The organism is Corynebacterium flavescens (genome assembly GCF_008693105.1).
GTDB classification, from domain to species: domain Bacteria; phylum Actinomycetota; class Actinomycetes; order Mycobacteriales; family Mycobacteriaceae; genus Corynebacterium; species Corynebacterium flavescens.
This window is the reverse complement of record NZ_VXKK01000046.1, coordinates 13,941-27,078: the sequence shown is the minus strand read 5'-3', so window position 1 is coordinate 27,078 and position 13,138 is coordinate 13,941. Positions and strand designations below refer to the sequence as shown.

General features: G+C 59.7%; 11 protein-coding genes. 7 read left to right on the top strand and 4 right to left on the bottom strand.

Features of this window, described 5'->3' with window-relative positions; translation table 11 throughout:
- Positions 1 to 92: 92 nt before the first annotated feature.
- Entirely contained in the window at positions 93 to 1,634 is a 1,542-nt protein-coding gene (locus F4V60_RS12185; RefSeq protein ID WP_075730839.1) for a GMC family oxidoreductase, read from the top strand.
- On the opposite strand, the gene F4V60_RS12180 is transcribed toward F4V60_RS12185, so the two are convergent.
- Positions 1,631 to 2,569 (bottom strand): AraC-like ligand-binding domain-containing protein, encoded by a 939-nt coding sequence (locus tag F4V60_RS12180; RefSeq protein WP_075730837.1) that lies wholly within the window; start codon positions 2,567 to 2,569, stop codon positions 1,631 to 1,633. The genes F4V60_RS12185 and F4V60_RS12180 overlap by 4 nt on opposite strands.
- A gap of 215 nt (positions 2,570 to 2,784) precedes the next feature.
- On the opposite strand from F4V60_RS12180, the gene F4V60_RS12175 reads away from it, so the two are divergent.
- Positions 2,785 to 4,200, top strand: coding sequence for an aldehyde dehydrogenase family protein (locus F4V60_RS12175; RefSeq protein WP_075730835.1), 1,416 nt, complete (start codon positions 2,785 to 2,787; stop codon positions 4,198 to 4,200).
- Here the strand turns inward: F4V60_RS12175 and F4V60_RS12170 are convergent.
- Positions 4,190 to 5,380, bottom strand: coding sequence for a Fic family protein (locus F4V60_RS12170; protein ID WP_075730833.1), 1,191 nt, complete (start codon positions 5,378 to 5,380; stop codon positions 4,190 to 4,192). The two genes, F4V60_RS12175 and F4V60_RS12170, sit on opposite strands and share 11 nt — an antisense overlap.
- Positions 5,381 to 5,717: 337 nt before the next feature.
- On the opposite strand from F4V60_RS12170, the gene F4V60_RS12165 reads away from it, so the two are divergent.
- From F4V60_RS12165 to F4V60_RS12150, 4 genes are all read left to right on the top strand, one after another.
- On the top strand, positions 5,718 to 6,083 hold the full coding sequence (locus F4V60_RS12165) for a GntR family transcriptional regulator (protein WP_084559236.1): 366 nt from the start codon (positions 5,718 to 5,720) through the stop codon (positions 6,081 to 6,083).
- Complete coding sequence (locus F4V60_RS12160; RefSeq protein ID WP_075730829.1) at positions 6,080 to 6,841, top strand: P-loop NTPase family protein; 762 nt, start codon at positions 6,080 to 6,082, stop codon at positions 6,839 to 6,841. The genes F4V60_RS12165 and F4V60_RS12160 overlap by 4 nt, the downstream gene beginning before the upstream one ends.
- Positions 6,838 to 7,521 (top strand): hypothetical protein, encoded by a 684-nt coding sequence (locus F4V60_RS12155; RefSeq protein WP_075730827.1) that lies wholly within the window; start codon positions 6,838 to 6,840, stop codon positions 7,519 to 7,521. Before F4V60_RS12160 ends, F4V60_RS12155 begins: the two co-directional genes overlap by 4 nt.
- A 499-nt stretch (positions 7,522 to 8,020) precedes the next feature.
- On the top strand, positions 8,021 to 9,232 hold the full coding sequence (locus F4V60_RS12150) for a CobW family GTP-binding protein (RefSeq protein WP_075730823.1): 1,212 nt from the start codon (positions 8,021 to 8,023) through the stop codon (positions 9,230 to 9,232).
- Here the strand turns inward: F4V60_RS12150 and F4V60_RS12145 are convergent.
- Positions 9,229 to 9,555 (bottom strand): hypothetical protein, encoded by a 327-nt coding sequence (locus F4V60_RS12145; RefSeq protein WP_075730821.1) that lies wholly within the window; start codon positions 9,553 to 9,555, stop codon positions 9,229 to 9,231. The two genes, F4V60_RS12150 and F4V60_RS12145, sit on opposite strands and share 4 nt — an antisense overlap.
- Positions 9,556 to 9,676: 121 nt before the next feature.
- Here F4V60_RS12145 and F4V60_RS12850 point away from each other — a divergent pair, with 121 nt between their 5' ends.
- Positions 9,677 to 9,943 carry a hypothetical protein gene (locus F4V60_RS12850; protein ID WP_232315941.1) on the top strand — a complete coding sequence of 89 codons (267 nt, stop codon included), beginning with the start codon at positions 9,677 to 9,679 and terminating at the stop codon, positions 9,941 to 9,943.
- A 508-nt stretch (positions 9,944 to 10,451) separates the two neighbouring features.
- Here F4V60_RS12850 and F4V60_RS12135 read toward each other — a convergent pair.
- The gene (locus F4V60_RS12135; protein WP_084559234.1) at positions 10,452 to 13,109 is read right to left on the bottom strand and encodes a hypothetical protein; all 2,658 of its coding nucleotides are present in this window, start codon (positions 13,107 to 13,109) and stop codon (positions 10,452 to 10,454) included.
- Between the last annotated feature and the right edge of the window lie 29 nt (positions 13,110 to 13,138).

The following is a 13,138-nucleotide window of genomic DNA, read 5'->3' as shown; positions in this document are numbered from 1 at the left end:
ACACAAAACTAGGAATGTGAGTAGGGATACTTTAAAGGAATTGTTAAAGCGGTTAATGGATACCGCACCAACTACCTGTGAGGAGTATCCCTATGTCACTATCTGAACTTGATTACATCATCGTTGGCGCAGGTTCCGCCGGCTGCGTCATCGCCAGGCGCCTCATTGATGCCGGCCTGAAGGTCGCCATTATTGAGGCCGGCCCCTATGACACCAATCCAGACATCACTAAGGTCTGTGACCTCGGCAAACTGTGGTTTAGCCCCCAGGACTGGAACTACCGCACCATCCCGCAGCCGGGTGCTGGCAACCGCCAGATACATATCCCGCGTGGCAAGGTCATGGGCGGATCGCACGCGCTCAACGCGACCATCTGGGTTCGTGGCGCCAAGCAGGACTTTGATACCTGGGCATACCTGGGGAATGATGGCTGGTCCTGGGACGATGTTCTCCCCGTATTCAAGGGCATCGAGAACTTTGATCGTGGTGCCTCGGAGACCCGCGGCGCAGAAGGCCTGCTTGACGTGGTCGAAGGCTATGAGCGCAATCCACTCCAAGAGGATCTCTTTGTCGCCGCCCAACAGGCCGGAATTCCCAAGAATGATGACTATAACTCCGGGGATCCGGAGGGAGTGGGCAAGATTCAGGCCAATGTGCGCGACGGGGACCGCTTCAACACCTGGCATGCGTACCTGCGCCCCGTGGCTGACAATGAGAATCTCACCATCATCACTGATGCCGTCGTGCGCGAACTCATCGTCGAAGAAGGGACGGTGCACGGAGTCATTCTTGATACCCCACAGGGACGCCAAGAACTCCGCGCCCCGGAGACCATCGTGTGCGCGGGCGCCATCAATTCACCCGAGATCCTCTTGCGCTCGGGCATTGGCCCCACGGAGGAGCTGCGTGAAGTGGGCGTGGAAGCGCGCCACCATCTGCCGGGCGTGGGCAAGAACCTCCACGATCACCTCCTCTCCCCCGTCATCTTCAGCACGGAGAAAGAGATTCCGGCACCTGCCTGTCTGCCGGCTGAGGTGCATGTCTTTAGCAAGTCTCGCCCGGAACTGTCGGTGCCCGATACGCAGCCGCTCTATTTCTCCATACCGATGTATAACGAAGACATGACGGGACCTGCCAGCGGGTTTAGCCTGCTGGGCGGGATCGTGCGCCCTGCCTCCCGCGGCGAAATTAAGCTCACGGGTCCAGACCATAGTGATCCCATCTCCATCGATCTAGGCGCTTTGAGCGCACAGGCTGATGTCGATGCCTTGGTCTTCTCGGTCAAGCAATGCCGCGAGGTAGGCCGCCAAGAGGCAATGGAAAAGTGGGGTGCGCAGGAGATCTACCCGGGCCCGGACGTCTCCGATGATGACCTGGAAGACTACGTGCGTTCCACTGCCGTGACCTATCACCACCAGGTGGGTACCTGCAAGATGGGCATTGATGATCGCTCAGTGGTCGATCCACGCACCTTGCGCGTCTATGGGCTGCAGGGAGTACGCATTGCCGACGCCTCTATCATGCCCTTCGTACCCACCGGCAACACCAACGCGCCCTCCATTCTGATCGGAGAAAAGGCTGCGGCCGCGGTCTTGGCGCAGGATAGCGAGGTCCCCGAAGGTGCCTTCGTCTAGCAGTGCACAATCCTCGAGCGATAGGCGCTCGGGGATTCTTTGTATTCGGCCTTGAAGATGCGCGAGAAGTGCGAGGGATCGTGCAGGCCAAAGCGGGAGCTGATGGTGGCGATGGATTCTTGAGTGTGGAGGGGATCTGCCAGCTCGGTGCGGATGCACTCGAGGCGGCGGGTGCGGATATAGGTGGACACTGATAGTCCCTCGGCGGCAAAGCGCGCATGGAGATGGCGCACGGAGACGAAGAGCGCTGCGGCAATGGTGTGTGGGGAGAGCTCATCATTGCCCAGGTGTTGCGTGATATAGGCCTGGGCCTGGGTGAAAAGGAGGTTCTCGGGGACGGGGTCTTGGGCTTGTAGTTCAGAGGACAAGACGGAGACGAGCACATTGAGCGCTGAATGTACCAAGGCGGTGGCGTGGGGGCCACGCAGAACGTCGATGTTATTGGCCAGCTGTTCAAAAAGCGGGACGGCGACCTTGCCCAGCCCGTGGTTGCGGGAGATAGGCCGTGCGGTGATGCTTTTGACCTGGTGCGGGGACATGTTTAAGAGGCGTTCCGGGAAGTGGACCACCAGGGAGTGCTGCTGTCCCGGGTAGTCCAGGGTGTAGCTGCGTTGGGTGACGTAGAGCGCGAGGTCGCCGGGTAGAAGGTGGCAGGTTCGCCCGTCTTGGGTAAGGCTGGAGCTTCCTTCGAGCTGCAGGCTGAGCTTACAAAAGCTGGTGTCAGCGGTGGAGATATAGGACGCCGGGCGGGAGACGGAATGGGCGGCGGTGTGCATGTCGAACAGGGAGATGTCCCCGACCGCGGTGCTTAAGAGCTCCGCCCAGAAAGGCTGCGCTGGGGCGGTGGCCGCAGCGACGTCGAGCTTGCCAAAGGAGAGGCACGCAGTGGTGCGCCAGGAGGCCAGATCGAAGCGGCGTATGGCAGTGTTAGGCATATAAGAACTATAACGTGAGCTATGGCACAGTAGTAGTCAATGTGTGTGCACGCTTAGTCAAGAAGTGCAAAGTGTCACAGATAACATTGAAGGGGTGCGGCGACACTGTTGGCACCCATGGCATCATAACCGGCACGCCGCTTTGCTAGTTTCAACTCCGCTACCGACTAGTTCACGCATCCATTCGAGCAGCCTCAAGGAAGAAGGAAGAGAAAATGACTCACAACCCCCACACCACCTACGCCGATCTCCTCGCCGCAATCACCGCAGATTCTGGCACGGAGATCATCAACCCCGCCACGGATGAGGTGGTGGGCACGTACCGCCAGGCCACGGTTGAGGATCTTAATGAGGCTGTGAGCACGGCGCGTGCCGCCCAGCGCGAGTTTGCTGGGCTCAGTGACGCGGAGCGTTCCCAGCTACTCCTGCAGGCCGCGGATGCCATCGAGGCCTCCGGCGAGGCCCTCGTTGAGCTTCTCTCCCGCGAGCAGGGCAAGCCGCTCAATGGGCCCAATGCCCGCTTCGAGGTGGGCGCGTGTGCGGCGTGGCTACGCGCCACCGCCTCCTTCGATTCTCCTGATTACACGGCGGTCGACGATGACATCACGGCCACCGTGTCCTATCGCCCGCTCGGCGTCGTGGGCGCAATTGGTCCGTGGAACTGGCCCATGATGATCACGGTGTGGCAGATCGCACCGGCCCTGCGCATGGGCAATGCCGTGGTGATTAAGCCCTCGGAGTACACTCCCCTTTCCGTGTTGGCGCTGGTCAAGGTCATTAACACGGTGCTTCCAGAGGATCTCGTGCAGGTCGTGGCCGGTGGCGGCGAGGTGGGGGCTGCGTTGAGTACGCACGGGGGCATCGACAAGCTCATGTTCACCGGTTCCACGGCGACGGGCAAGAAGATTGTGGAGGCCTCCGCCCAGGGTCTCACGCGCCTGACCCTGGAGCTGGGTGGCAATGATGCAGGTATCGTCCTCGAGGACGCCGATCCTGCTGCTATCGCCGGCGATCTCTTCTGGGGTGCGTTCATCAACACCGGCCAGACCTGCGCGGCGATGAAACGCCTCTATGTTCCCGCCGCGCTTTACGATGACGTCTGTGCCGCCCTCGTCGCCGTAGCCCAGGCCTCCCCCATGGGCGTGGGACTCGAGGAAGAAAACGTACTCGGGCCGCTGCAGAATAAGCAGCAATTCGATATCGTCGACCGCCTCGTTAAGGAAGCCACCGCGGCCGGTGCGCGCGTGCTTGTCGGCGCGGACCCGGACTACGGCGCGCCGGGCAACTTCTACCCCACCACCCTCGTTGCCGATATTGACCCGGACAACCCGCTCGTAGTTGAGGAGCAATTCGGCCCCGCGCTTCCGATTATCAAGTACGAGGATCTGGATTGGGCCATCGAGGAGGCCAATAAGCTCGATGTGGGCCTGGGCTCCTCGGTATGGTCCTCCGATCGCGCGAAGGCCCGCGAGGTTGCCGCCCGCCTAGAGGCAGGCACCACCTGGATCAATAGCCACGGTGCAGTGGATCCGCGCGTGCCTTTCGGCGGGATCAAGTCCTCCGGCTACGGCGTCGAGTTTGGCACCGAGGGCCTCAAGGGGCTGGCCTACCCGCACATCATCAACGGCTAAGCAGGTCCAGGATGTCATCGGCGTGGTAACCCAAGACACCCCGCTTGTTAAGGACTGTGGTCCGTAGCAACCCCGCTTGCTGTAGTCTTTCGAGAGCCTTGCGTGCGTTACCTGGGGTCACGCCGTAGAGGCGTTGAACCGCCTTGGTAGTGAGGATGGGGTGTGCTGGGAGGCCGCGCAACAGCTTGGACTCGATCGAATCAGAACGCAGCGCCCGCTGCTTGCCATCGGAGCGCCGTGATTCTTCTACTCTGCGGATCCAGTCTGATTGAATCTCTTCCAGCTGCTTCGCAATGAGCGAGGCCTGCGAGACTGCCTCGGAGGCGGCGTCGAGAAAGACCTCCAGCCAGCCGCTGAGATTTCCTTCCCTAAACGCTGAAAGACCGTCGACGTACTTATGAGACCACGTACCGAGAACCAAGCTAATGGGAAGGATCGTTTGTTGGGTTAGTCCACGGCGGAGCAGTACCCCGTGAATGAGTGCCCTCCCCACTCGGCCGTTACCGTCGGCAAAGGGGTGGATTGTCTCGAATTGCACGTGAGCTATCGCGGCTTGAATAAGGGAACCGTGCTGTGCGCTGTCAAGGTAAGCGCAGAGATCCTCGACTAGTTCGCGCACCTGGCCCGGCGGTGGGGGTATGAAGTCGGCTCCGATGGGTGTGCGGTTGCTGCCTCCGATCCAGTTCTGCATCTCCCTTAGACCGCGCGGAATGCTGGGGTTATCCCCCAGCAGCTCGGATTGAAATCTCTCCAGCAGCTCTACGGTGATAGTCGGTTCGTTGGTGAAAGATTCCTCTATGGATCTTAAGACCTTGAGGTTTCTGGCAACTGCCTCCGCACTTTCCTTGAAGCCTCGCACGTCCTCGTCCTGAGCGAGTTCAGCGAGGACCACCTTATCTACTTGTGGTGCGATTCCCTCGATTCGGGAAGATAATATGGCCTCAGAACGCATGAGCAGCCGAGCGATCGACTCTAGCTGCCCGGAGGCATCGTTCCTGCTGAGCGCAAGTATCTCACGTTCCACCTCGGCAGCTTGCTTTGCCAACGCGGGAGGAATGACCCAAGCGCTGCCACTGAGCAGGTCTGGAACGAAAGCTCGGTACTCGCCGCCCTGCTTATCGCGGCGAGGAATGCCGGGTCCTGACTCGGGGATCCATCGTTGTTTGACGTATTGCGGCATTTAACACCTTTCCAGTCTCGCCAAGCCGATTGGTGGTCGGATAACTCTTATCTAACCACTCATTGAGGTATTGCGGTCGGATAACCCTTAGATCTTCTAGATTGCGGCGATGCGTCGTTCCACTGAGCTCTTGACGGATTCCATAGAACCGCATAGGTTTATGACCTAGGTGGTAAACCCACATACCCACACACCGCTACACCGGCGTGTGGTGACAAATGAAGGCCTGTTGCCCCGGCGAAGGGCCTTGGACAAGTGCAAAAGAAAAAGCAAAAGGCAAAGAGCAAAAACAAGAATCAAGTAACAAGAAACAAGAAGTGCGAAAGGCGGAATAGATGTGGGAATAAATTCTGCAGATTCGCGCCCGATCTATGCCCAGATCGCCGAGGATTTGAAGGAAATGATCCTCTCCGGGGAGCTGCAAGAGGGCGAACGGGCACCCTCAACCAAGGAGCTCTCGGAGTTTCACGGAGTCAACCCCACCACATCGGCGCGGGCCATGACGTTGTTATCGGAGGAGGGCCTGGTGGATAAGAAGAGAGGCCTTGGCATGTTCGTCAGTGCCAACGCGCGGCGGCGCATCCGGGAAGAACGGACCAGGCAATTTGCCCGGGACTTCGTGCTCCCGCTGAAGAGGGAGGCCGCGCTACTCGGCTTGAGCGATGAGGATATTGCGAAGTTTATGTCTAAGGAGGAGCTATGAACCCCATAACCGGAATAATCGGACCCAATGGTGCGGGAAAGACGTATTATCTCCAGCACTTAAGCCTGAGCCCTGATGCCGCATTTGCACAGGCAGGCGCCGATATCTATTTCTTCGGATCCACGCCGCGTGCCCACCTGCGCACCATAGCTCGCATGTGGACTGGCCTGGACGTGTCCCACGCCGAGGAGATCCTCGGCTTTGACCCCGAGCTCTCCCTTCGCCAGCTCAGCGTTGGGCAGCGTCAGCTACTCATTTGCGCCACGGTGCTCGCCTCAAGCAGACCCACGCTGCTCTTTGATGAGCCATTCAACGGCCTCGATGTGGATAACCGTTCCTACCTGCGGGAATTACTGGTCACTGCGGCGGAGAATGCCGCCGTGACGCTCAGCTCCCAGCACTCCCAGGATCTGGCCGGACTGGTTGATCGCGTACGCACCGTCAACGAGCACACGGTTTCTGAGCCCATCTCCCTGGATGAGCTGCGCAGCAAGCATCCCGTTCTCAGTGGGCCTAAAGGCGAGGTTGCAGCGATATCGGCAGACTATCGCCTTCTCGAGGAAACCAGCCTCGGCGGACGTGTCCGCCAGGTACTCAGTGGCGAGCTTCGCCCCTCTGCGGCGGATTTTGCACGCCATGCCGGCGTGAGCGTGAGCTACCTGGCGCCGGACGAGCTCATTGATCTCGCAGCATCTTCCACCTATGCCGCGCGGCAAGAAGACTTCCTGCCGCACCTCAATGCAAGGAGTTCATCATGACCTTCCGTCCACCCATCTTCCTGGCCTCCTCCCCGCGTGGCTTCATCCTGGCAGCGGCGCTGATAGCGCTGGGCGCCACCTGCGGGCGACTAATCATCGGCAGTGGCTCCAGCTGGACCATGCTGGCAATTCTCGCCTCCGCGGTGCTCTTTGGGATCACCGCTGCAGACTCCATTCACCTGCGCGAGTATCAGCTCTCCACTAAACGCTGGGTGCGATCGGCCGCATTAGTTGCACTGGGCTTCAGCGTATTCCTCACCCTCGCGGTGGCGTTGGTCATGTCCTTGATGCAAAGGGATAACCGCTGGTACCGGGGCTATGATAGCTTCCTGGTCATCGATGGTTCCGCGACCATGCTGGACACCAACGGAAAGATGTACTGGGTCAGTGATTCAGGCATGGACCTGACAACAGTGGTCCTCACACTGCTATGTCTCTTCGTAGTATTCATCACTGCCGCCGGGGTTGGCACGGTCCTTGGCGGGATCTTCGGCGCTCGTGGCAGGCGCACAGGCGGAGCCCTGGTCCTGGGTGGAGTGGTGTTGCTCGCGCTTGCCCTGGTGGTGATAGCTGCGCTCGGCATCCAGGTTTCCGCCCCCTACCCCGGGGTACTCATCTTCTGTCTCCCCGTGCTGGTTATAGCGCTGGGGGTGGGATCTGGTTTCCTGCGCCGCCCTTAATAGGAGAGCTTATCGAGCTTTCGCATTTCCCAGGTGTGTACCAAGCCGCGTGCGCAACAACTACCTTTGTAGAAGGTCTATATGCGCCCGCGGCGCCAAGCCCATAGTGATAATCCAATGCCCGCAACAGCGGTTACGGCCCACAGGATCTGACCTTTCCACAATGACTCAAAGGGATCTTCAGGAAGTTCAGATAAGGGGACGTACGGACTCGGGCCGCTGTCTATACCCAGGGGTGCCACCGGAAGAAATGAATAGACGGTGAGTGCCACAGCGAAGGTGGTGATGGGAAATACTACCCAGAACCAGGGAAATCCGTGACTTTGTTGCTTGCTTCGCCGGGGAAGGACCGCCCCGGCGACACCGAGGACGATAAGCGCCGTGAGCACCAAGAGCCATGTCATGGAACAATAGTGCCATATTCTCCAGTCCTAATGTGCGGTTCATTCTCGGCTGCGGCACTGGCCATCAGGGGCATCTCCCCGCTATATTATTGACAATGACTGTCAATAAGAAAGTTCCGGTTACAGTTCTCAACGGGTTTTTGGGATCCGGCAAGACCACGCTATTGCGTAGCCTCCTCATTCAGGCAGCGAAGAGCGAACCGCCGCTGAGGTTGGCGGCAATCGTCAACGATATGAGCAGCCTCGACGTAGACGGCCTTATCGTTGAAGGCGCGGAGGTGGTGAGTGAGAGCGAGGGAAACTTCATCAGTATCAGTGGTGGAAGCATCCACGGCCCAGAGATGCTACCTGCATTAATCACGGCCTGTGACACGCTCATCGAGCGCGCGCAACCCGAGCACATCCTCATTGAAACCTCAGGTAGTACGCGGCCTTGGCCGCTCATCAAGGCGCTAGAAGCCCACCCCGGTCTGCAACTCCGGGGGTTTCTTTCGCTTGTCGACGCCGGTTCATTGCGCAGCGACTTCTCAGGGGGAAAGGCAATCTTTCCTGCGGTTTCCCGCCAATTGGAGACGGGCGAACAGGGCATCGAGATGCTCATTGCGCAGCAGCTGATGTTTGCTTCAGAAATCTACCTCACCAAGGTGGATAAGCTGCGCCCTGGGCAGGCGAGGGAAATAGCGGAAGCTATCTCGCCGATCAATCCCTTCGTGGGAATCACCGCGCTGCACTTTGCCAACATTCACCTCGGACAAGTCCTGGATTATCCAGCCTATGATTTTCACCGGGTAGAGCTCCTCGGCAGCGAACTAGAAGAGCGGGACCGTAGATTCCCGGAGCAGGCAAACATAGTTTCCGCGGTAATCAATGATCCCCGCCCCTTTCACCCGCAGCGGCTGTGGGAAGCGTTTAATACCGCACTCCCCCAGGCCCTGTATCGCAGCAAGGGCCTAACGTGGCTGCCAGGCAGGGATGATCGCATCCTCTTATGGAACCAAGCGGGAGGAGCAATCAACCTCGAGTTCTTCAACTATTGGAAGGCCGGCGTACTCACGCATGAACCCAGTAGGCTCAGCGAGCGTGAGCGCAGCGAGTTGTCAAAGATTGTCGCCGAGATCGATCCGGTATTCGGAGACCGGCGCACCAGCATCACGCTGCTGGGAGAAAAAGAGGAAACCACGCAATTCCATCAACTTCTGCTCACGTGCCTGTGCACAGCAAAAGAGGTAGAAGCGTGGCTAAACGGCGAGGACTTTGTTGATCCTTGGCCCACAGATGCAATTCGGCTCAGTGAAGTACCAAATTAGGCTCGCCCGCGGCGCCAAGCCCATAGTGATAATCCTATGCCCGCAACAGCGCTAACGGGCCACAGGATCTCGCCCGACCACAATGAATCAACGTAATCTGCAGGGGGATCAGACAAGGGAGCGTACATAGTCCAGCCGTAGTCCATGCCCAGGGGCGCAATTGGGAGATATGAATAGACGGTGAGTGCCACGGCAAAGGTGGTGATGGGAAATACTACCCAGAACCAGGGAAATCCGGGACTCTGTTCCTTGGCCCGCCGCGGAAGGACTGACCCAGCGACAGTCAAGACGATAAGGGCCGCGAGCACCAAGAGCGATGTCATGGAACAATAGTGCCATATTCTCCAGGGCTTTCACTCCAAAAAATCAATAACCCCGGTGATATGCGTCTAAAACGCAGGGATCGCTCCGGGGCCTTCAGTAGAAATCCTAACACTTGTGACTATGACTTCCAACAATAGAAGCGAACGGATACACGATCTTGAAGCGTGGTTCTCTCCGGCACGGATGAGTACCTACAACTATCATCCTGACCCTGAAGCCCTTTACCTTTGGAACACTCAGATAACTAAGGCCTTTCTGGAGGACATTCAACACGTCGAAGTGTTATTGCGAAACCGCGTCGACGTTGCTGTTTCTCCGAAGTACGGAGCGCGCTGGTACACGAATCCCAGAATCCCATTTGATCAACAAGCTAAGAACTCCATTTGATCAACAAGCTAAGAACTCCATTAAAAAGGCAGAACGACGGGCTCGTGGCTCTACAGGACAAGTTCCACCTCCCGGCCGAGTAATCGCTGAACTCAACTTTGACTTTTGGGCCTATCTGTTTACTAACACTTACACCTCGACGATATGGCCACCATTCCGTAAAACCCTGCACGGCACACCGCTAGATGTCACGGAGAAGAACAAGAACAGAGTGTCCCTTCCCTCTCTCGTTGATTTCAAGCGTGAAGTCAACGTGGTTTATAGGCTGCGTAACCGGTGTGCCCACCATGAGCCCATTGTCAAAAAGAGTCGTCATTCCGAAGAATCTCATCTCGACGAGGCACAACAGGCCATAGCCCAGTTGGCGACATGGATTGATCCAGCTGCGGCGCAGTGGATAATCACCAGATCCCGAATCTCTGACTTAAGGAATAACAGGCCTTAGATCAGAGTAACTTCAAATTCACGTGGATTTCTCCCTCGGCCGTTGAAGTTACATTAACTGCGGCTACTTCGCCTGGAACAGGGCCTCCGCAGTGAGCAGGTCGTAGAAGAACAGGCGCGGGGCGAGAGGCATGGCGTCGGCAAGCAGGGGCATGTCCTCCTTGAGCAGGGGCGTATCCGGCAGCGTGCCGGCGGCCTGGGCGCGTGCAGCCAGGGCAAAGACGTAGGAGATATAGGGCATCCAGGCCGAGGCCCCCCGCTCCGGGGCCGTGCTCGCGCTGGCGAAGGCGCCCAGTGCGATGAGCGTGTGGCTGACAGACATGTCCACGCCGGCCTCCTGAATGAGGGTGGAGAGCGCAGTGGCATCCTTGGATAGCTGCTCCAGGGTGCCCAGGGCCTCAAACGCGGCATTATTGGCAAAGCATTCGCGCAGGGCCAGGATGCGGGCGGCTTCCCCCGCCAGGCCGGTGACCTCCGGGTTGGGGGTGGCGGCGCTGGCGGCGTTGAGCAGCAGCGGCCGGGTGACGCTATCGGCGCCGGTGGCCAGGGCCTGCGCCAGCTCGGGCGAGGCGGCCTCGGTGAGTGCTTCTGGCTGGGTGCTGATTGCGGCCAGCAGGCTCGGATACTGATCGAGGCGGACGGGCTCGCCCTCATCAAGGCGCGCGTGGAAAAGCCGGCTGCGCACCAAGGCGCGGGCCTGCTGGGCGGGGTTGATGCCGCTTTCCCCCAGCGCGGCCACGGCGGCGCGTGGGTGGGAGCGCAGGAGCTCGATGATGCTATCGAACATGGCCTGCAGCTTCGCGTTGGGGCTGGTCACCGAGAGGGTATGCAAGGCATGGAAGGCCTGCCATAACTCCTGGGCGCTCCAGTCCTCGGAGGCGAGGACTGGAGCGGGAGTTCCCCCCTCGCGGGTGGTAACCAAAGAGCTGCTCGAGGGTCGTGCTGGGGCGGCGAGGTTGGAAGAATTGCTGTGCTCGCGGACATCGACAAGCAGGGCGCCAGCCTGGCCTAAGGACTCCGGGAGTTCAAAGCCAGCCTCGGTTGGGCGCAGCGCCACGGCTGCGCTGGCCGGATCCTCTAAGGGCCAGGCCCAGCCGATGAGCGAGGCGGCTTCCTCGCCATTGAGTTCCACCGCAATGCCATCCGCGCTCAGCATCGCGCGGGAGGCCAGCGGGGCCTTGCGCACGGTGGCGATGGCGGCATAGATGAGGCTGGTCGCAGCGGAGGCCTCGTATTCGAGGATGCGGCGATCGAGGCTGCGGTTGAGGTGGGAGGCGCGCTCGGCCTCCGGGAGGCCGGCGAGGTAGTCCTCGTAGCTCAACGTGGACCACATGAGGAAGAGCTCGGCGCTGGGCTGCTTGCGCACGGCCCCGGCCAGGGTGGCGTTGGGTACGGAGAGGAAGGTCGCGGCCTGCGTGGTTCCGCTGGTGCGCGCGAGCTCCTTGATCTTCTGCCGCTTGTCAATGGTGACGAACTTCGCCAGCGGCAAAGGCCGCGGGGAATACACGGTGAAGTTCGCGTCCAGATCGAGCTGGCTGGCCGGGATGATGGTCTTATCCAGGTAGTCGGCGGGTTCGGTGCCGATGTACTTGACGCGGGACACCAAGGACTCGGGCACGATCTCAATATCGAGCTCATAGCCGGCCTCACTGGCCACCGTCTCGATGCGGTAGGCCTCGGTCTCGGTGAAGTGCCGCAGCTTCTTATCCAGCGCGATGTGCTTGGCCGGGTTGGAGGCCAGGGTATAGCTAAAGGGCGAGTACTTGCCCAAGGCGTCGATGAAGCGGAAGTCGGTGCCGCGCGGGCCCTCGTTCTTGAAACGCATGTGCAGGCCCTCGGCGATGGTGAAGTAACGCACGTCCACCTCCTCGCCGTCACGGAAGAGGGAGAGGCGGTAGCGGCCCACCCACGGGTCCTCGTAGAGATCACTGGGCAGTACCTCGAAGGCACCACCGGCCTCGAGCTCGTCCTCGGAGATGGCCTCGGCTTCCCCGCCCAAGGGCGCGTAGGTGAGATCGAGCAGCCAGTCGCCTTCGGCGTGGATGAGCACCCTGGGCGATTGGGTATAGATGGGCGCGCCATCGAGCGCGCGGGCATTGGGCAGCACCTTGACGTCTGTGTCCCACTCGAAGTCGACCGCAGGTGCCACCTCCAGTTCCACCGGCTGTGCCAAGGGCAATGCCACGCTAATCGAAGCCCTCCCATGCGCATTGAGCACACACGTCTGCCACCCAGCCCACTCCCCCAGCGGGCGCGTGGCGGTGGGATCTCCCGCCTCCACGGTGGTGCCCTGCGGTGCTAAGAGCGTGTAGGTGAGGGGGCTCAGCTCCCCGGTGCACACGCGGCCCTCGCCGTCGAGGACGAGGAAGGGGCGGCTCTCACTGATGCCGGGAATGCTTAAAGGTCCCGCGAGGACCTCGTCCCCTGCGCGCAGCGCCACCGTGATCTCACTGAAGGGCGCAGGAATACCGACATGCAGCGGCAGCTCCACGCCCTCCGGGGCGGCGAACTCCCGCAGCGTGGCGGAACGGTCCAGGAAGTGGGTGATGACGGCCCACTGCGGCTGGGAAAGTCCATGATCTTCCGGCAGGACCGGCAGGACCAGATCGAGGATATTGGTATCGGAGTTGAGCCCTAGATAAGGGGCCTGCTCGAGGATATCGAACTCAATAAATGATGTCTTTACAGATGACTTTTCAATCGATGAGATCTCCGCATTCATTTGTTCCATTCTAGAACAGGTAGACAATT

Bases quoted from the DNA above. Each gene is read 5' to 3' on its own strand.
- F4V60_RS12150 (WP_075730823.1), top strand. From the start codon at position 8,021: ATGACTGTCAATAAGAAAGTTCCGGTTACAGTTCTCAACGGGTTTTTG.
- F4V60_RS12155 (WP_075730827.1), top strand. From the start codon at position 6,838: ATGACCTTCCGTCCACCCATCTTCCTGGCCTCCTCCCCGCGTGGCTTC.
- F4V60_RS12850 (WP_232315941.1), top strand. From the start codon at position 9,677: ATGACTTCCAACAATAGAAGCGAACGGATACACGATCTTGAAGCGTGG.
- F4V60_RS12185 (WP_075730839.1), top strand. From the start codon at position 93: ATGTCACTATCTGAACTTGATTACATCATCGTTGGCGCAGGTTCCGCC.
- F4V60_RS12175 (WP_075730835.1), top strand. From the start codon at position 2,785: ATGACTCACAACCCCCACACCACCTACGCCGATCTCCTCGCCGCAATC.
- F4V60_RS12145 (WP_075730821.1), bottom strand. From the start codon at position 9,555: ATGACATCGCTCTTGGTGCTCGCGGCCCTTATCGTCTTGACTGTCGCT.
- F4V60_RS12180 (WP_075730837.1), bottom strand. From the start codon at position 2,569: ATGCCTAACACTGCCATACGCCGCTTCGATCTGGCCTCCTGGCGCACC.
- F4V60_RS12135 (WP_084559234.1), bottom strand. From the start codon at position 13,109: ATGAATGCGGAGATCTCATCGATTGAAAAGTCATCTGTAAAGACATCA.
- F4V60_RS12170 (WP_075730833.1), bottom strand. From the start codon at position 5,380: ATGCCGCAATACGTCAAACAACGATGGATCCCCGAGTCAGGACCCGGC.
- F4V60_RS12160 (WP_075730829.1), top strand. From the start codon at position 6,080: ATGAACCCCATAACCGGAATAATCGGACCCAATGGTGCGGGAAAGACG.